The following is a 19,805-nucleotide window of genomic DNA, read 5'->3' as shown; positions in this document are numbered from 1 at the left end:
TGCTCCGTCCTTTTTTTGCTTTTATGCTCTTCTCCCCTGCTCTTGCTCACGCAAACGCTCAAATTTATGATACTGCTCCTCATAATATTGGTTGTTCCATTGTCTAAAGAAACGTTCTCCTGCCTGATATCCTGATTCATACAGCGCCAAGCTTTCCTCTTGACTGATTTCAAACTGTGTTGTTCCGATACCGAGTGTCGGGATTTTTATCGTCCGATAACGGTTTGATTGTTCAATATATCGTTCATCATGAGCAGAAAGCATCGTTTCGACAATCGCCTGGAGCATTGAGAAAGGACCATAAATTTTGTGGGGCTGGTTGCTATTTTTTCCTACCATTTGAAATCCAACAGTAGGAACCAGCTTCTCTCCTTCCCTGAGCTCATCTTGATCAAATAACCATAAAGGGAAATTACTGAGCAATCCTCCGTCCACAATATGCAGAAATTGCTCCGCAAATGGCTTCCCTTTAGCCTGTTTTGGTGGAAGGCGCAGCAGCACTGGATCGAAATAGTACGGGATGCTGCAGCTCATCCGCACAGCGCGAGCGACCTCAAAGCTTTCGGGATTAATCTCGATTTTCTCTAAATCATCGGGGAGCACTAAAATTTTGCCGCTCGTAATATCCGAAGCTATGATCGTCAGTTTTCCCTTTTCCAAATCCCTAAATGTCCGGATTCCTTTGTTTGCCAATACCTCTTTGATCCAAGCTTCCAACGCTTCCCCTGAATACAAACCCTTCTTGAGCAGGACTCGCAAAGCCGGGCCTATTATCGCCGTATTGAAGATCGGTGCTCTTTTTAAGAAACGTACAAATGATGTGGATAAGATGAGATCCTTCATTTCTTCGGCCGTATATCCGGCTGCGATCAAAGATGCAACAATCGAACCGGACGACGTTCCGGCTACTCGGTGAAATTTTCCGCCGGCATGCTCCGCTGCTTTAACTGCTCCAGCTAACGAAATCCCTTTGACACCCCCGCCTTCAAATACGCCGTTTATCAGCACTAGACAAAAACCCCCATCCCACACACAAGTCTCTTGCTTATGTATGATGATAGGGGTTCAAGTATGACTTTCGTTAGCTATGAAGTTTTTTATTTAGATAGACCAAAATAGGATTGTAAAAGTGGAATAAGGCCCAACGGATTTTTTCGCAAGTCTTTTGCGCTAAAGAAGATGCTGCCGCTGATTTCCGGAATCTGACGATTATAGTCCAGCTGGTCCGTAATCTCAGAGGCGCTCGACCAGCCAATTTCGGATGTACCCAGCTTGTAAGGCGCATGGCCAATGTACAGCTTCACATTGGTTCCTTTTACCTCTTTGGCCCACCAGTCGGCCAGAATATCGTATCGAGCCTCTTTACGCGTCATGCTCCAGTAAATTTGCGGAGCAACGTAGTCAACCCAGTCGTTCTGAATCCACTTTCGGACATCGGCATACATGCTGTCATAGGTCGTAACGCCTGCTCTGGTATCCGAGCCCGTCGGGTCAATAGATTTATTTCTCCAAACTCCGAATGGGCTAATACCAAAGGAAACCTTCGATTTCTCGTTATGAATGCGATTATTTAGCTCACGAACGAATTCATTAATATTATCGCGGCGCCAGTCGCCTTTGCTCAGCCCATTGGCATTATATTTCTGATACGCGCTTGCATCATCAAATGGGCTTGATGCCGTTTCTCCGGTCGGGTAAAAATAGTCGTCCAGATGGACGCCGTCGATGTCATATCCTTTGACGACTTCCATAATCGCATCAATAACGTGCTCCCGGGCAGCAGGAATTCCTGGGTTAATGTAAAGCTTGCCGCCGAATTTTACTATCCAATCCGGATGCTGATTTGCAACATGATTAGCCGGAAGCTTGCTGGCATCTCCTCCCGTGCTAGCCCGGAACGGGTTGAACCAAGCGTGGTATTGCATTCCCCTGCGGTGCGTCTCCTCTATCGTAAATTGCAGTGGGTCATACCCCGGATCTTTGCCAGCTGTACCCGTCAAATAAGAGGTCCAAGGCACAAGCTTAGACGGATAAATGCTGTCAGCCGAAGGACGAACCTGAACAAACACAGCATTCATCCCTATACCCTGCATCTCATCCAGCAATTGAGTGTATTCTGCCTTTTGCTCCTCTACTTTTCCGTAAGAGCTCTTATTGGGCCAGTCGAGATTAGCTACAGTTGATATCCATACACCGCGCAGCCCTGCTTGTTGCTCGTTAGGGTTCGGCTTCTGACCTTGATTCCCCGGCTGCGGCTGTTCAGAGGAATTAGGAGAAGAGTTTGAGCCCGTGCCAGATGTTAGTGAGATCGTTCCCTGCTGCTGGTTCCAATCTACATGCAGGCCGAGCTGCTCGCTTACAAAACGAAGCGGAACCATCGTCCGCGCTTGCTTTCTCTCTACTGATACATCTAGAGCTACCGAGCTGCCATTGACTTGGGCCACCGTTGCGCCCATCGTTAAAATCAACGTGTTTCCATCCTTCAAAATCGTTGCCGTTTGAGCAACTTGCGACCACTCTACTTGTGCCCCCAAGCCTTCACTAATGACCCGAAGCGGAACCATCGTTACGTTTTGCTTCGGTTTGATATAAGGTGCAGTATCGCTCGGTAACGATACCCCATCCAAATAGATTTCAATAGTGCCATAAGAAGCTGCCTCAGCCTTCCCGAACACCGGGCAAAGCAGTACTAGTGCAAGAAGAGGAATAAGCCATGTACGAAATTTCATCAGTAACCTCCGAATTATATGATGTACGGACAAACCGCTTTCTTCTTTTTAAACGTTATCCACCACCTAAGAGTTGCGGGGAACTCGTAAAAATGCCAAAATAAAAAAGCATCTGCCTACGAAAGACAGATGCGTTGTTTACGATTCAGCTAGTATTTCCTGGTGAACATCCTCCAGATCGCGAATTCTGGAGCTGTCACGTTTAAAATACTCGACAAGCGTGGCGATCCGGGTGATCGAATCCCAGCTTAAATGGTGCTCAATTCCTTCAACATCCCGATAAATATTCTCATGCTCCACACCGATCAAGCCGAGAAATTCCTCCAATAGCTGATGTCTGTCCACTAGACGCTTCCCGATCTTTTTACCTTTCGAAGTCAGGACCAGACCACGATACTTCTCATAGATCAAATATTCGTCCTTGTCCAATTTTTGAATCATTTTGGTGACAGAAGAAGGATGGACCTCTAAACCTTCCGCGATATCAGAAACTCGCGCATATCCTTTCTCGTCGATCAGTTTGTAGATACGCTCCAAATAATCCTCCATACTGGGCGTTGGCATCTGATGATTCCCTCTTTTCCATGGGTTAAGGCGGACTTAACGTACGCAAAACATTACTCTGTTTATGATACATGGTATGATTGTCCGTTGGCAAGTGCACTTCCTCACACTTAAAATTTTAACCATTCCGGAGTCATCTGCTGCAGCCAAACCGTAATTTGAGCCATCCGGTTCGTAAAGAGCAGTATTCCCATCATTAACAAGAGAGCCCCGCCGATCTTCATCATTATGCCTGAGTAGCGAACAATCCATTTCGTCGATCCGATAAAAAATGCCAATATAAAGAAAGGAAGGGCAAAGCCCAGCGAATAAGCAGTAATCAGATTAAACCAAGTTCCTGGCTCACTTGCGGCCATGGCGATGATCGAAGCTAAAATCGGACCGACACAAGGAGACCAGCCTGCTGAAAAACCAACGCCGAAAATGAACGAGCCTATATACCCGGCTTTTTTGAATTTCAGATCCATTTTTCGCTCTTTCATTAATAGCTGCGGCTGGAAAACACCTAATAGAAACAATCCCATTAACATAATTAAAATTGCCGAGAGCTGGCGGATTAAGCCGCGGTACTCGTTAAAGAACTCTCCAAACAACCCGGCTCCAAAACCCAAGGTGTAGAACACCACGGAAAAACCTAAAATGAACGCCAGCGTATGGGTCATCGTCCGAAAGCGGACCTCACGTTTGTTTTGCTCGGTTCGAAGCTGCTGCACCGACATGCCGGTGATGTAAGACAAATAAGAAGGGTATAGTGGCAGGCAGCACGGGGAAATAAAAGATGCTACCCCCGCAGCAAGAGCAATCCCCACATTGATATCGGCCATATAAAACCTCCTTTACAGTATCTATTTTTATTAGATTCCTTTATGTTGGAAGATATGTATTTTCCGCTATGCGGAAAAGCCCCTCTTGCCGAGTAGCGTTAAAATGAGAATCGAAATGAGCAGCAGCACAATCGTTGCACCAGGCGCCAAATTCCATATGCCAGCGGTTATCAAGCCGATCACAACAGCGATTTCGGAGATGATAACGGAGAAGATCACTGAGGTCTTAAAACTTCTGGCAATCAGCAAGCTGCATGCCGCAGGTATCGTAAGCAGCGCCGAGACCAGCAGAGCGCCGACAATTTTGATCGCCGTACTGATGACGAGAGCCGTCATTACCGTAATCAGCAAGTTAAGCAGCTTGACGGGAAGTCCGCTGACCGAAGCCGCGTCCTCCTCAAAGGTGAGCAGAAAAAATTCTTTGAAAAATACAGCGACTACCGTTACAACGATCAGGGTTACTGCCCCGACCACGTACAAATCAGTCGTATCCAAAGTATAAATGCTGCCGAATAAATAGCTGACAACGTCCGTGTTATAGCCCATTCCAAGTGTGAAGAACAGCGACGCCAGCGCTACCCCGCCCGACATAATGATGGCAATGGAGAGCTCCGCATAGCCCTTGTACGCTTTCCGCAGCTTCTCGATCGCAAAGGAGGCGACCACAGCAAACACCAGTCCCACCCCAACCGGATATACTCCTAAGAGGAAGCCTAAGGCTACCCCTGCAATCGTTACATGAGCAAGCGTATCCCCGATCATGGAAAGGCGCCGCAGCACCAGAAAAATACCGATGAGCGGAGCAGTAAGGCCGATCAGCAGACCACCAGCCAACGCTCTTTGAAAAAAATCAGCTGTAAAAATTTCCAAGTTGAACAACCCCTAAATTGTCGTGCCACAAAACCATTTCGTCTTGTGGAGAAAAACAAGCCTAGCAAAGCTAAGCCTAAGCTTAGTTTTATCAAGCTAGTAATGGTTTTAAATCAATGAATGCTTAAGGTCCGAAATAGCGCAATCCTGTTCATGGGAATGACGCACATAAAACTTGATCGCCCCGCAGCTTTCCCGTGGTTCGCTGCCGAGTTGCTCTTCAATCATCCCGATGTCATGGGAAACCATTAAGAAAGTCATATGATGGTGGGCATGCATGTGAAATATTAAATCAAAAAAGTCAGCTTGGGTTTGAGCATCAATGCCAACGGTAGGTTCGTCCAAAATGAGCAGGTCAGGCTTGTTAACGAGCGCTCGCGCCAGAAACACACGCTGCTGCTGTCCGCCGGAAAGCTGCCCGATCCGCTTGCCCGCTAAGTTGCCGATTCGCATCACTTCAAGCGCGTCATCGCATTTACGCTGCTCCTCCCGGCCGATCCGCCGGAACACCTTTTTGTTACTATATAGACCGGATAACACTACCTCGCGCACTGTAGCTGGAAATAGCGGGTTAAACGCATTTTTCTGCGGGACATAGCCGATGCGTTCCCAATCACGGAAGTGTCGAATCGGTTCTCCGAACAAACGGATTTGTCCTTCCGTCGGAGAGAGCAAGCCCACCATCATACGCAGCAGTGTAGTCTTACCTGCTCCGTTCGAGCCGATAACCCCGACGAAGTCCCTTTCTTTCACAATGAAGCTAAAATCGGAGATCACCTTTTGATCCTTATAGGAGAAGGATACTCGGTCAAGCTCAATAATGTTGTCGTGGCAAATTGCCGGTGAGGCAGAATCAGTTGAATTGTCGGATATCATGTAAGTCTTCCTTCCGATGCTAATAGTCTCTTACTTATTGTAGAGCGAGAATGAGATTTTGTAAATTTTTTTCCATTAATGTGAAATAATTGTCTCTGCCTTGTTCCTGCTCTTTCGTCAGCCCCTCCACCGGATTAAGCACCAGCGTCTTTACGCCGGCTTCCGATGCCAGCGTCTTAGCCAGCTTATCCGAAACCAGCTCCTCGAAGAAAATATACTGAATTCCTTCGTCCTTTACCAGCTTGGACAGGTTCACCAAATCCTGCGCTCTCGGTTCAGCGTCCGGTGACAATCCCATTATAGGGTGTTGTGTAAGGCCGTAATCACGGCATAAATAGCCGAAGGCCTGATGCGACACGACGATTTCTTTATTTGGAGCGGCGGACAGCTTTTCCGTAAATTTCGCGTCCAGCGCCTGGAGTTTGCCGCTAAGCGTTTTATACCGCGTTTCATAATCCGCCTTATGAGCCGGGTCTACCTCGATGTAGCTGTTTTTAATATTTTCCGCGATGATCATCGCCGATTTCGGACTGACCCACGTATGAGGATCAACATGATGATTCGGTGTTTCTTCGCCGTTCTCTGCTTCAGCACCGTGACCATGACCATCATCGTCTTCCGCTTCGATTAATGAAATGCCTTGGCTGACCTCCACTGTCTTTATCTTTGATTCCGAACCTAACCCTTTGAGAAAATTCGGTACCCAGCCCTCCAAGCCCGCTCCGTTATACAAAAAAAGCTGTGCTTTGGAAGTATTTAAAATATCCTGGCTCCGCGGGGTCCAGTCATGAGGCTCAACGCCCGTCGGAAGCAGGTTGATAACGTTCGCGTTTTCCCCGCCGATCTCCTTAGCGAACTCATAGATCGGATAGAAACTCGTGACTACGTTTACTTTGCCAGCCACGATCTCTCCACCGGATTTTTTACTGCAGCCGGACAATACCATAACTCCTGCTAGCAGCAGAATAATCGCCAGGCTCCAGCTTTTTTTTATATGAAAATTCATTCCGTTCTCCCTTTCTTAATCGTAATGATTACCAAAAGGATTATAGGACCTTTATTAAATCATTGTCAACTATTAATTGAAAGTTTCAATATAAAATACATTTAGCCTCTCGATTAGTTAGTTGTACCTTCATGCGCGCACAAAAAGCGAGCGAGGAAACTCTAAGTTTCCTCGCTCGCGTGGGCTTCCAACAGTTATTTCACAATCGCGCCATTTGGCATGGAGTTCGGTACTGTCGCCAGCGTCAGCTGATCTCCTTGGGAAGCCGCCAGGATCATCCCCTGCGACAGCACTCCGCGAAGCTTCACCGGCTTTAAGTTGGTTACGCAAATCACTTTGCGTCCAACCAGCTCCTCGGGCTTGTAATACTTCGCGATGCCCGATACAACCTGGCGCTGCTCAAACCCCAGGTCAAGCTGCAGCTTCAGCAACTTGTCGGCCTTCGGCACCGACTCGCAAGCGATTACCTCTGCTACACGCAGCTCCACTTTGGCGAAATCGTCGATGCCAATTTCATCCTTCAGCTCCGGCTTCTCTACCGTCTGGGCCGCTTCCCCTGCCGGAGCGGCTTCCGGTGCCGGTGCCGGCGCTTCGCCCCCGGACATCGAGTTCACGATGAACTCGATTTCTTGCTCTGCATCGAGCCGCGGGAAGATCGGCTCGCCTTTAACAAGCCGCGTTCCGACCGGAATGAGGCCAAACGTCTTGGCGCTCTCCCAGGCGGTCAACTCTGGCGAGAAAATACCCAGCTGCTCCCAAATTTTTGCCGGAGCTTTCGTCAAGAACGGTTGCAGCAAAATCGAAGCGATGCGCAGCGATTCAACCAAATGCACCATGACCGAGGCAAGCTCCGCTTTTCTCGCTTCATCCTTGGCGAGTACCCATGGCTGGGTCTCATCAATGTATTTATTCGTCCGGCTGATGAACGCCCCGATGTGGGTGAGGGCTACGGAGAATTCCATTCTCTCCATGACTTCCTCCACCTTGCTGACCGTACTTAAAGCCATCTCCGACAGCTCCGCATCAAATGGCGTTACGTTCGGCTGATACGCAGGAACCTCTCCGCCAAAATATTTATCCACCATGGCCACCGTACGGTTGAGCAGGTTGCCAAGGTCATTAGCAAGGTCGGAATTTACCCGCTGTACAAAGCTTTCCGGCGTAAACGATCCGTCCGAGCCAAAAGGAACCTCACGCAACAAGTAATAGCGTGTTGCATCCAAACCATAGCGGTCAATCAGCACATTCGGATCGACTACATTGCCTTTCGATTTAGACATTTTCCCGCCCTTCATCAGCAGCCAGCCGTGACCGAACACCTTTTTCGGAAGCGGCAATCCGAGCGCCATCAGCATGATCGGCCAGTAGATCGTATGGAAGCGGACGATTTCTTTCCCAACCAAATGGACATCGGCCGGCCAGTACCGATTATACAGCTCGGAATGATCAGTTCCATAACCAAGTGCCGTAATATAATTGGACAAAGCATCGATCCAGACGTATACGACATGCTTCGGATCGCCTTTGACCTTGACACCCCAGTCGAACGTTGTGCGAGATACCGCCAAATCTTCGAGCCCTGGTTTGATGAAGTTATTAATCATCTCGTTTTTACGCGATTCCGGCTGGATGAACTCAGGGTTATCCTCGTAAAATTTCAACAACCGATCAACATAGTGGCTCATCCGGAAGAAATACGATTCTTCCTTCACCAACTCTACCGGATGCCCGCTTTCCGGACTTTTCCCTCCGATTACATCGCCATTTTCATTGCGAACGACATCGACCAGCTGGGATTCGGTATAGTAGGTTTCATCAGGGATACTGTACCAACCTTCGTATTCTCCTTTGTAAATGTCACCCTGTTTTACTAGACGATCAAAAATCTCTTCGACTACTTCCTTATGACGAGGTTCAGTTGTACGGATGAAATCATCATAGGAAATATCGAGCTTCTGCCACAGCTGCTTGATCCCAGCCACGATCTCATCCACGAACTGCTGCGGTGTTTGCCCTTTCTCCTGGGCTTTACGTTCAATTTTCTGCCCATGTTCGTCTGTTCCTGTCAAGTAACGCACATCATAACCCCGCAGCCGTTTATAGCGAGCCATTGCGTCCCCAGCGACCGTTGTATACGCATGACCGATATGCAGCTTGTCGCTTGGATAATAAATCGGCGTCGTAATGTAAAATGTAGGTTTGTCAGACATACAAAATTCATCTCCCTTTTCGAATAAAAAAACAAAAAACTCCCGCCCCTAATGGGACGAGAGATTTACTCACGTGATACCACCCAAATTCCCCGCGTCTTCACAGACGGCGGACTCTGCCAGTCGTAATCGACCCTCCGTTAACGCCGGACTAAACGCCGCACCCTTACTTCAAGCATACGCACTAACGCAGCATGGCAAGCTCGAGAGCAGTTCCTCCCGGACCATTTTCCAAAGGTGACTCAGGCCGGTTTGCAGCTTCCCCGGCTCTCTGCAGCTGAATCCAATCTTTGTACTTATCCGTTCACTGGAAGTATATAGCTTTCTTCTATCTTAAAAAAAGACGAAAGTAGTGTCAAGCCGAAAGCGGCAAGTATAGCCTTATTTTCTTGCTTGCCCGCCATCCAATGACGGTGTCCTGTGATTGTCGCGATGCTTCTTCTCAGATTTCGGCGGTACAAGATCGATCCCACCGGGATGAAAAGGGTGACATTTGACGATACGTTTCGCCGCCAGCCAAGAGCCCTTAAGCGGACCGTGTACTTCAATCGCCTCCAGCGCATAAGCGGAGCAGGTCGGATAGAAACGGCAGGTCGGCGGCTTTAGCGGAGATATAAATTTACGATATACATGTATCGGAGCCTGAAACGTTTTGCGTACTACGCCCATAATCAGGACACCTCATTCTGGCCCGAGAGCGGCTTTCCAACGCCATCCCGTCGGCAGTTTTTACAATACCCGAAAACCTCAAATTTATGTTTGACCACTTGGAACTGCTCCGGTGCATCGGTCAGCGGCATGGGGCAAAAATGAATCGGATACGTTTTTTCGCACTGCAGGCAAATCATATGATGATGGTGCTCGCCTTCGCTGCTGCAGCTCACTCTGAACTTCAGCCCATCCTCAAAAACAACCTGCTCCAGTACGCCAAGCTCCTCCATAACTCGCAGGTTCCGATAAACCGTATCAAAGCTTAGTCCGCTGTACTCTTTGCACATATATTCATATACGTCTTTTGGGGTTAAAAAAGCATCTCGCTCCGCGAACAGCTTGGCTAAACTTTTGCGCTGGTCTGTTATTCGCAGGCCACGGTTAGACATCACTTTAATGATCTCATTAGTCGACAGCATGTGACATTCCTCCCGTCTAAACCACTCCATGCGTCTCTCCTAATAATGCCCCAAATCCAGGACCTCGTCAATGTGACCGGGTACACAAACAAGGCTGCCACTCGGGCAGCCTTGTTGTTACTTAAGATACCTTACTGATTTTTCTTTGGAGGAATTTGCTGGAACAACAGATTGACGGACAAGTTGCTGCCCGGCGCTGCTGTAAACAGAAACTCCACAGTTTGCTCACGGTCACCAGACCGGAATAACACCACATTTTCGCTCGGCGTATTTAAACCGCCCGAATTAGGTATTTGTACAATATCGCCGTTCACCATAATACTTCCGGCATAATAGCCCCCACGACCGTTAAATGTGATCAATGTATTAGGTGCTACACGGTATAGCTTGATGCGATAGAGCACGCCGAAGTTTCCTGCATTCAATCGGTATTCTCCATTTTTTAGTGCATCCGAACCGATCAGGTATGGATCAATGGAGTTATCGCCGATTAATAGGCGAGTCGGTTTTTCGCCAATCAAATCGTTGAACTCGATGTTGCGGTTCGCTTCCATGTAGGTCCCGCGATTATGAATATCTGGTTCAAGCGCTGTTAGATAAGGTAAAGAGTTAAACGGATCCTTCTCACTTCCGAGCATGATAACGCTATATTGCAAAGTATGATCACTGTATAAGTCCGCAAGCAGGGAAATAACATCCCCTTGTTTCATACTGGAGGCACTGAGGTCGTTCAAAATAATTTTGCTTTCTCCTGGAGCAATCCACATATCCTTATATTTGTTACCGAGCTGCAATGATTCGTAATAACGTGATACCGACGCTTTACCAGCGGCTGCAGCATAAGTGCTAGGACCGCCGAAGCCAAGACTACTTTGTGTCAAACGAGCGGTTTCCGAATTGTCGTTCGTAGCGATCACATACATCTTCACCGACTTACCGGTGGAGTTAGCATGGTGAATCATAAACCGGGTATTGCCGATCGCATTTTCGCGGTACAGCACACCCTCTGAGTAGACCGTTTCCGGACTGTTGCTGCGGATCAATGTCACAGGCTCAGATACAAAGGAATATCTAACTTTATCCCAAGTCGGAACTTGTGAACCGTCAAAGGTATATTTTTCGCCCGCAGGGACAAAGATTTTATTAAATTCATCCTGCGTATAAAGCGTTTCGTTCGTAATCGTAATGGTCTTCTCTACCGTGGTAGAAAGGCCGAACACGTTCACTACATTCAACCGAATCGTCATGGTGCCTGGAGTGAAGAAAGCAAGCTGCTTATTCTCCCAAACACGATCTTTAATACCTACTTCATCCGTACTTAAATCTGTGTACGTAATGAGTTCACCCATTTTATACGTGTCTTTATCCGTTTTAAAATCGGCTACTGGAGGAGTATGCGGTTTGTTTACGGTGACGTTCAACGTGTAGGGTTCGCTCCATTGTCCGCTGGAATCCTGTACACGGTATGTAACTGGATAAGTTCCCGGGGTATCAAACATATCCTGGCGGCCGGTCCATTCTTCATTTACGATTGGCAAACCGATCGGTGACGTTGAACTGGTGACGTACTGAACCTGGGTTTCCCCAGCGATGATCTCCTTATTGCTGATCGTAAACGACGCAACCGGGAGGGTAGACAGGTTCACAATCACTCGTTTGCCTACGGAATCCACCTTATAGGTGATGCTTAGCGCATTGGTTATTGCCGTCAGTGGAACCATGAAGTTGCCCTTAACGTTGTAGGACTTGCCCTTCATCGCTTTCGTGACGCCGTTCACTTTATACGAATTCGTATTAACTTTAAATCGAAGTTCATCGGCTGCACGCTTAATGATCGTTTCTTTTGTTTTGCTATCATAAGAAAACTTGAATCCAGCCCGCTCCACAATCGCGCGAATGGAAATATACGAAACTCCGTTCTTGACCTCCATCGGATAGCCGGCAAGGTATTCCTTTCCGTTTTGGTACATCTTCTTGCTGTTCATCATCAGGATCAGTTGACCTGAATCAGAGCCTTCAACGCTTTGATCGGTTGACGGGGTTGCCGGCTGAGTAGCCGGAACGGCTGAACCATTATTGCCCGTATCTGTGCTGCTGCCTGTGTCAGTACCGGAATTTGTCCCGGTATTCGTTCCATCCGTTGTTGTAGGATTTGTATTTGTTCCCGAGTTTGTATTCGCTCCGCTATTCGTGCTCTGTTGATTATCAGATGGTTTAATCTCGGTTCCCTGAGGTACGGCCGTACCGGAAGTACCGGACGTTTGACCGGAAGGCTGAACCAAATTTTTGCCGTCATTAACGTTCTGACTCACGGACGGCGATGTTGGTACTGTCGTTTGCTCCGATACCGCCGCGGCAATCGGTTGATTCTGAACCAGTTCGGCGGCATTGGCCGGAATAACCAAAGCTACCTGCGATGCTGCAATAACCGTGGTGACTAACAATCTTTTGAATTTCATGCCTAAACTCCTTTTACTCTCCCATTTTGTACAACTCTCTCATTAACACACATTCTATTAAACGCATAGAAAGATGAAAAGTTGCTCCTTTTTCCAAATTGAACGATTCAAAAACCGGGTTGAAGCCGCCCAAATGCCTGATAAAACAAGGTTTACACAATAAAAACTTTTTTCCACTTGAATAAAGAAAAAGGAAAAGCCGTCCATTTGCGGACGGTTTTTCTGACACAACAAGATTAATATTAATTAGGACTTTAATTCATGCAGTCGAAGCTTACCGGGGATACTCCCTGCGGCTGCAATTTCCCGGCTAGCACCTTGGCCAAAGCCTCCAGCGCAAACTGGCGATTTTCGTATAAACACAGGTATGTGTTAACCTCCGGAAAAGCGTTGATATCGTATGGATTTCTTGTGGATGCCACGATGAGCCGCTTGTCGCTAATCAGAGCCAGCTGCTTGACCAGCGCTTTTTGCCCCTCCGGGATTTGCCCTTCTGCGGTGTAGGTAATGACAACAATTTGCTCATAATCCGCGCTTTGTTCGAGCACTGCCCTTACTTCCGACTCGGACGGGCGGGTGCCGATCGTAGTCAGAACAGTTTCTGCATGTAGAGGACGCAGCGCATCAACCAGCGTGTACTGGTGCACCGACGGCTCATCTACCTCGGTACGGTGGCGAAGCTCCGGCCAAATCACAAGAACAGGTTTGTCTTGCACCAGCGGCAAATTCCCAGAGTCCCGAACAAGCGTAATGCTGCTCTCTGCCGCACGGCGCAAAAGCGCTTCGCTTTCATACTCAGGAGTTAATGGAATTGGTAAAACGTCTTGCTCCTGAGCTTGGACAGCCGCCATATTGCCGATGCGCTTGGCTTTCAAGGCAAGGATTCGCTGGACGGAAGCGTCGATTCGTTCCTCGGATAAACGGCCGCTTTGGATCGCCTCGTAAACATGTTCGATCGCAGCGATTTGTTCGGACAGTGTATGACTGACGAGGACGAGGTCGGCCCCAGCTTCAATAGCCCGGACGGCCCCCTCAGCTACGCCGTAGTGATTCGCTATCGCCTGCATTTCGAGACAATCAGTGACAATCAGCCCGTTAAAACCTAATTCCTCGCGCAATAAATCGGTCAATACCCGCCGCGAAAGGGTAGCCGGAATTTCATCGGGCTCAAAGGCCGGGAATATGACATGTGCGGTCATTATCGCATCAACCTCGGCTTCGATCGCTTCTTTGAATGGTACTAGTTCCACCTGATGCAGCCGCTCCTTATCATGGGGCACAACAGCCAGACCTAGATGGGAGTCTACGGCAGTATCCCCATGGCCGGGAAAATGCTTGGCTGTTGCGCTGACCCCGTTCTCCTGGTATCCCCTGATCGCTGCAGCTCCGTGAACCGCTACATGCTCAGGGTTCTCGCCGAAAGAACGGACGCCAATGACCGGGTTGGCGGGGTTGTTATTGACATCGACACAAGGCGCAAAATTCAGATTGATGCCAAGGGCCCGCATCTCTTTCGCAGCAAGAGCGGCCACCTCTGCAGTCAGCTGCGGATCGTTCGCAGCGCCAAGCGCCATATTACCTGGAATGCGGCTCATTCCCTCATGATCGAGCCTTGCTACCATTCCGCCCTCCTGATCAATGGAGACAAACAGCGGGATCGACGAAACTTCCCTGGTCAGATTTTGCAGACTTCGCGATAACGCCGCGAGCTGTTTCACCGACTCAATATTGCGCCGAAAATAAATCACTCCGCCAACTTGATACTGCTGCAGCAGAGTTTTGATATGTTCGTTTGGGGTCAAGCTATCAAACCCGCAAATAAACAGCTGACCGATTTTTTGCTTCAGGGATAATTTTTGAAAGTCCAACCTCGTCACCTTCTTATTTAAGATACATGGGATTCCCGCTGGCGGAAATCAGATGGGGTCATCCCGGTATATTTTTGAAAAACCTTCGTGAAATATCGCCGCTCCTGATAGCCGATTTCGGCGCCTATTTGGGTGATCGACCGCTCGCTGCTGCGCAGCAGGCACTTTGCCATCTCCATCCGCTGCCGTGTTAAATACTCCACAAACGTTTCGCCAAAATGGTTTTTGAAAAGCAGGCAGAAATAGCTGCTGCTGATTCCGAGATAATCAGCGATGTCCTCGATACCAAAGTCGTTCCCTAAATGGTTTCGAATATAGTCCCCAGCTGAGATCATCAAAAGCTCGGAAGATTTCTTGGACGAGAAGCCGCTGCGCGATTGTCCCATCAAGGAGACGATGAGCGACAACAGTTCCTTCATGCTGAGCGAGCCCTGCAGTCTCTGCCATATAGCCTTCTCACGTTCAACAGACAACATTTGCAACTCTCGCATTTCCCGCAGCATATGAATCAGCAAATAGTGCAGAAGCTTCTCCGCTCCGCCAACCTGTGACTCATCCAAATGGCCGAAATAGGATTTCAGTTCCCCAATCGTCTGGTCAAAGGACTCTTGATTCCCGCCGCGAAGCGCGCTGCCGAGCTGCTCCATCCAGCGCCACTGCGCATCTGCCGCATACATATCGGGACCGAAATCCCCGGCAGGCTTCGTCTCTGCATTCAAAAACCATTCCTCCGAACGGTCTAGGATTAACATTTGCTGCTGGTGATGGTAGGCTGCTGCCAGCTCATGCAGCACGTGCGGCTGCTGATCCAGACAAATTCGCAGCGCTACCTGTTCACTAACCCCATCACCCTCCCGAAGCAGCATCTGCCGCAACCGTACATATTTCGGGAATAGCCGTTCTTTTGTAATCGGTTGGTCAGTTGGTGGAGCCGAAAATATGATGCACCATTCGCCCTCCCGGATTTGCAGCACGGTTAACCCCTCCATCATATCACCGAATACATCCTTAAGAGTACGTTTAATATGAAGGTTCCATGCTTTTCGCTCATGACTATTCCAGGTAATGGAGCGATAAGAATATCCATCCAGATCCAAAAGCATGACACTGTATCGTCGTTCCTCCCCCATGCCTTCCTCTTCGGCCCAGAGAAGACTTTCCCTTTCCGTCTCCTGCCCCAGTAATGTATGAAGCAGCACGTTCTCGTTAGCCAAATGTACCGCCTGGCTCAGGCAGCGCGTTTTGCTTTCCGTCCTCCGCTTCTCGCCGATTTGCCTTGCCATCTCCCTGACCGTGTTCTCCAATTCTACGTAATTGATCGGCTTACATATATAATCCTTAACGCCATAGCGGATGGCCGTTCTGGCATATTCGAACTCCTGATATCCGGTCAGCAGCAGAAATTCACAAGGGAAATTGAGTTCGCGAACCTTTTGCAGCAGGGCAATTCCGTCCATCACTGGCATACGAATGTCGCTTAAGATCAAGTCAGGATGGTGCATAGCAGCGAGCTCGAGCGCCTCCTTGCCGTTTTTGGCTAAGCCGGAAATCATAAAACCCAATTCCCCCCAAGGGAGAACTTTCGCTAAATTGTTGAGAATGTGGATTTCATCGTCCACCAGCAGAGCTTTTAATATCATGGTTATCACCCGCCCCACAAATAGGAATTACACATTGTACCGAGGTCCCTTCTCCAGGCGCCGAGCATATCAACAATCCGTATTTCGGCCCATACTTGATTCTAAGCCGATCATAAACGCTGCGCAGCCCAAGTCCCCGGCGTTCATGGTTCGGATAAGCTCCGAGCGACTGACAGTCAGGATCGTCCCGATCTGCAAACTGGATGTATGCGAGCTGCTCATTCGTCATTCCTATGCCGTTATCCTCGACTCGGAGCAAAATACGGTCTCTGTCCCTTATTCCCATTATGGTGATTTTTCCTTTGTACGAGATCCCCTCAAAGCCGTGCTGGATGCAGTTCTCCACCAGTGGTTGAAGGGTTAGCTTAGGCAGCAGACATTGCATTATTTCCTCCGGAATGTCAATGTCATAATCAAACAGCTCGTCGAACCTGAATTTTTGGATTTCTAAATAGCTGCGTAAATGCTGGGTTTCCATGCTCAGGCTAATCTCTTCCTTATCCTGTACGCTGATGCGCAATATACTTGCCAGACGAAGCACCATTTCGCTCACCTTTCGTCCTTCGTTCTGAACGGCTAGTACATTGATCGACTCTAGAGTATTAAACAGAAAATGAGGTTTGATTTGTGCTTGCAGCACCCTCAGCTCGGCATTTGCTTTCTGCAGCTGCTCCCGCTTAACCTGATCGAACAGTTCATTGATTTTGTCCATCTGGCTATTGAAGCCCTTTTGCAGCAAAAGCAGCTCATCGTGTCCTTTCTCGTCGACTCTGGCGCTAAGGTCCCCGCTCTCTACCTTACGCATAAAGCGGACGATCACACCGATCGTTCCGGTAATGCGGTTCATGAATAACAGATTAAACAGCGTCGCCGTCAGTAAGCATACGCCAATAATGGCCACGAACCATTTGGCAAAGGTCGTTACCTCCTGAGACAAATAAGACCAGGAGGTGACCGAAACCAGACTCCAAGGATATTCCTGAAGGTTGTAAATGGAAATGACGCTCTCTTCTCCGTTGAACTTTCCTTTAAAGCTCTGATAACCCTCGGAAAATGATAGCCGCTTATTCAAATAGTTTCCAATGGGCTGGCCATCCAGTTTAGATTGGTAGTCGTACAAAATAAGGCCTTGATCATTCACCAGCATAAACCTTGTATCCTTCATATTGCTGCCTAACTTCAGGTTTTGAAATATTTTTTCGAACTCCCAATTTTTGATTTGAACGACCAGAACGCCAACACGCTCTAAATTGCTTAATTTCTTAATCAGACGAATTTGAGTAAACACATTTTCCGAGCTGGTTAACTCCGGGTATTCATGCGGAGCAATCCACTTCGGCATGCCGTTCAACGCCATCACTTCACGATATAACGGATGTTCTTTGAATTTCTCGTAGGGAAGCGTTTGAAAATTTTCCTTGTTGAAGATCGCGATGACATTGGAGTCCCGTCCGCCATGGATATTGTACAAAAACGCATAATCGATCGCCGGATGACTGTATAAAAGTGAGCGGAAGTTCTTCTGGTTGGCATTCAGCGTAAGTTGGCTCGTCGCCGTCAAATCCTGCGAATCCGGATCCTTCGCCACGAGTGCCGCTTGAAACACACCTTTAGCAATGCCGTTGTCCGTAACGTTGTCCATCTCATGAAAAACGTTCTTGATGCTGTAGCTGATCGCTTTGAGCGAGTACTCCGCCTGCTCGCTGTACTTGGTTTCAATCGAGTGAAACGTCACAAAAAACGTAATAATGCCAAGTATAAACAAAGGAATAATGACGAGACCAAGAAAAGCAGTTAACAGTTTGATGCGCAGGTTCATTTGGCGGCAGCTCCCAGCTTAACGACTACTTCTAATAACTATCCTTATATTACCACGGTCGTCGTTAACCTTTAACGCTCCCGGCCGTAACTCCTTCAATAATTTTTTCCTGCAACACCGCATAGATGATCATTACCGGCAAGACGCTGAACACAATCCCGGCCGACATTTGCGCGTAGTTCGTGTTGTAAGCGTCGCGGAAACCAACCATCCCTACCGGAAGCGTTCTTAACTCATCGCTCGACAGAAAATAGTTCGCCAGCAAAAACTCGTTCCAGTTCCCCAAAAAATTGATGATGAATACGGTAACGATCGCCGGTATAGTCAGCGGAATGATGATTTTGGCAAACAACCCCGTGGACTTTAATCCGTCCATGACGGCAGCTTCCTCAATTTCGCCGGGGAGTGAGCGCATGAAGGCGGCCAGGATAATGACCGAAAACGGGATTGCGTTCGCCACATAGGGCAAAATGAGCGCCATGTGAGTATCGAGAATGCCCAACGTACGCATGATCCCATAGATCGGCAGCAGCAGGGAATTGTTCGGAATCAGCATGCCGAGCAGAATGAGCTGAAACACTACTGCACTTACCCGGTTATATCGCATCCGCGTCACCGCAAAAGCTAGCATAGCCGCAAAGCCTATGGATAAGCAGGCCGATAATACACCGATATACAAGCTGTTAAAAAAATAGGTGCTGATTTTCGCGTTCACCCAGGCGTTGACGTAGTTATCAAATATGATTGCAGACGGCGGACCAAACGGATTTGCAGCGATCGCCTGATTATCGCTTTTCAGCGAAGAGAACAATACGAACAAGAAAGGATACAGGATGACGAGCAAATACGCCATAAGGAAAAAGTGTGGGATCGATTTTTTCAACACTCTCATCAGTATTCAACCCTTTCTGTGCGTCTTGCGATAAGCAGTTGATACGCTACGGTAATGATAATCGTAAAAACAAAAATAAGCACCGCAATGGCGTTGCCGAACCCATGGCGGAAACTGGTGATTGCGTACCTGATCATATACGTCGCCATCACGTCGGTCGATCCGGCCGGGCCGCCTTTGGTCATCACCAGCACGATATCCGCCGCCTTCATCGCGCCAGCTACGCTTAGCATGACCACGACGGAGATAATCGGCATAATCAGCGGAATCGTGATTTTTACCGCCCGCTGAATGCCGTTTGCGCCATCAATAGCCGCCGCTTCATCCAGTTCTTTCGGGATGGATAAAATCGCCGCCAGCACCATGACAATGTAGAATCCGGTCCACTGCCAGGCGTTGGTGATCAGGATAGAAATCATCGCCCAATTTTTATCGGACAACCAGTAAACCGGCGGAATTCCGAACACGCCAAGCACTTCATTCATCAGCCCAAAGTCCGGATTGTAAATAAACCCCCACAAAATGCCGATCACTGCGGTAGACATGATAGAAGGCATAAACACCGCCGTCTTGTACAATCCTTTCAGCCGCTTGACGTTTGCGATCAATAACGAGAAAAAAATGATAATAGGCACCTGTATAAAGCAGGAGAACAAAATAAAGTACACATTGTTCATCACTGATTTCCAAAAGGCTTGGTCTTTGAAGGCGGTCGCATAATTATCGAATCCGATGTAGTTGATATGCTTGGAGATCCCGTTCCAGCTGGTAAAGCTGTTGTTGATCGCCGTAAAAATCGGGTAAATAAAAAAAGCCAGAAACAAAACAAAGGCCGGGAGTATAAACAAACTATAAATTAGCGGGTTTCTGAGCGCTTTGTTCATGCCAATTACCTCCAGTTGGAAACAAAGGCGCCCC

Annotated in this window: 16 protein-coding genes; all 16 read right to left on the bottom strand. The window is 48.2% G+C overall.

Annotated features, from left to right (window positions below; all coding sequences use genetic code 11):
* Nucleotides 1-21: 21 nt before the first annotated feature.
* The 16 genes from ACFQ3W_RS07950 to ACFQ3W_RS07875 all read right to left on the bottom strand — a co-directional run bounded on the left by ACFQ3W_RS07950 (nucleotide 22) and on the right by ACFQ3W_RS07875 (nucleotide 19,771).
* The gene (locus ACFQ3W_RS07950) at nucleotides 22-1,008 is read right to left on the bottom strand and encodes a patatin-like phospholipase family protein (protein WP_379318381.1); all 987 of its coding nucleotides are present in this window, start codon (nucleotides 1,006-1,008) and stop codon (nucleotides 22-24) included.
* Nucleotides 1,009-1,097: 89 nt separating this feature from the next.
* A complete protein-coding gene (locus ACFQ3W_RS07945) occupies nucleotides 1,098-2,729 on the bottom strand; it encodes a family 10 glycosylhydrolase (RefSeq protein WP_379318379.1) in 1,632 nt (543 codons plus the stop codon).
* Nucleotides 2,730-2,867: 138 nt separating this feature from the next.
* Nucleotides 2,868-3,293 (bottom strand): transcriptional regulator MntR, encoded by a 426-nt coding sequence (gene mntR, locus ACFQ3W_RS07940; RefSeq protein ID WP_379318377.1) that lies wholly within the window; start codon nucleotides 3,291-3,293, stop codon nucleotides 2,868-2,870.
* Nucleotides 3,294-3,403: 110 nt separating this feature from the next.
* On the bottom strand, nucleotides 3,404-4,117 hold the full coding sequence (locus tag ACFQ3W_RS07935) for a cytochrome c biogenesis CcdA family protein (RefSeq protein ID WP_379318375.1): 714 nt from the start codon (nucleotides 4,115-4,117) through the stop codon (nucleotides 3,404-3,406).
* A 66-nt stretch (nucleotides 4,118-4,183) separates the two neighbouring features.
* Nucleotides 4,184-4,987 carry a metal ABC transporter permease gene (locus ACFQ3W_RS07930; RefSeq protein WP_379318373.1) on the bottom strand — a complete coding sequence of 268 codons (804 nt, stop codon included), beginning with the start codon at nucleotides 4,985-4,987 and terminating at the stop codon, nucleotides 4,184-4,186.
* 108 nt (nucleotides 4,988-5,095) lie between these two features.
* Nucleotides 5,096-5,863 carry a metal ABC transporter ATP-binding protein gene (locus ACFQ3W_RS07925; protein WP_379318371.1) on the bottom strand — a complete coding sequence of 256 codons (768 nt, stop codon included), beginning with the start codon at nucleotides 5,861-5,863 and terminating at the stop codon, nucleotides 5,096-5,098.
* A 34-nt stretch (nucleotides 5,864-5,897) separates the two neighbouring features.
* A complete protein-coding gene (locus ACFQ3W_RS07920) occupies nucleotides 5,898-6,869 on the bottom strand; it encodes a metal ABC transporter substrate-binding protein (protein ID WP_379318369.1) in 972 nt (323 codons plus the stop codon).
* Nucleotides 6,870-7,063: 194 nt separating this feature from the next.
* Nucleotides 7,064-9,079: a methionine--tRNA ligase gene (gene metG / locus ACFQ3W_RS07915; protein WP_379318367.1), complete on the bottom strand. Its 2,016-nt coding sequence runs from the start codon at nucleotides 9,077-9,079 to the stop codon at nucleotides 7,064-7,066.
* 381 nt (nucleotides 9,080-9,460) lie between these two features.
* Entirely contained in the window at nucleotides 9,461-9,748 is a 288-nt protein-coding gene (gene yidD, locus ACFQ3W_RS07910) for a membrane protein insertion efficiency factor YidD (RefSeq protein WP_379318365.1), read from the bottom strand.
* Between the two features lie 2 nt (nucleotides 9,749-9,750).
* A complete protein-coding gene (locus ACFQ3W_RS07905) occupies nucleotides 9,751-10,209 on the bottom strand; it encodes a Fur family transcriptional regulator (protein ID WP_379318644.1) in 459 nt (152 codons plus the stop codon).
* Nucleotides 10,210-10,340: 131 nt separating this feature from the next.
* Nucleotides 10,341-12,668, bottom strand: coding sequence for a stalk domain-containing protein (locus tag ACFQ3W_RS07900; protein WP_379318363.1), 2,328 nt, complete (start codon nucleotides 12,666-12,668; stop codon nucleotides 10,341-10,343).
* A gap of 254 nt (nucleotides 12,669-12,922) precedes the next feature.
* Complete coding sequence (gene nagZ, locus ACFQ3W_RS07895) at nucleotides 12,923-14,536, bottom strand: beta-N-acetylhexosaminidase (protein ID WP_379318361.1); 1,614 nt, start codon at nucleotides 14,534-14,536, stop codon at nucleotides 12,923-12,925.
* A 17-nt stretch (nucleotides 14,537-14,553) separates the two neighbouring features.
* A complete protein-coding gene (locus ACFQ3W_RS07890) occupies nucleotides 14,554-16,176 on the bottom strand; it encodes a response regulator transcription factor (RefSeq protein WP_379318359.1) in 1,623 nt (540 codons plus the stop codon).
* Nucleotides 16,145-17,995, bottom strand: coding sequence for a cache domain-containing sensor histidine kinase (locus ACFQ3W_RS07885; RefSeq protein ID WP_379318357.1), 1,851 nt, complete (start codon nucleotides 17,993-17,995; stop codon nucleotides 16,145-16,147). Before ACFQ3W_RS07885 ends, ACFQ3W_RS07890 begins: the two co-directional genes overlap by 32 nt.
* A gap of 64 nt (nucleotides 17,996-18,059) precedes the next feature.
* Nucleotides 18,060-18,887 carry a carbohydrate ABC transporter permease gene (locus ACFQ3W_RS07880; RefSeq protein ID WP_379318355.1) on the bottom strand — a complete coding sequence of 276 codons (828 nt, stop codon included), beginning with the start codon at nucleotides 18,885-18,887 and terminating at the stop codon, nucleotides 18,060-18,062.
* Nucleotides 18,887-19,771: a carbohydrate ABC transporter permease gene (locus tag ACFQ3W_RS07875; protein WP_379318353.1), complete on the bottom strand. Its 885-nt coding sequence runs from the start codon at nucleotides 19,769-19,771 to the stop codon at nucleotides 18,887-18,889. Before ACFQ3W_RS07875 ends, ACFQ3W_RS07880 begins: the two co-directional genes overlap by 1 nt.
* Nucleotides 19,772-19,805: the final 34 nt, after the last annotated feature.

Source organism: Paenibacillus puldeungensis (genome assembly GCF_042678945.1).
In the GTDB taxonomy this organism is placed as follows: Bacteria; Bacillota; Bacilli; order Paenibacillales; family Paenibacillaceae; genus Fontibacillus; species Fontibacillus puldeungensis.
This window is presented reverse-complemented; position numbering and strand designations above follow the sequence as displayed.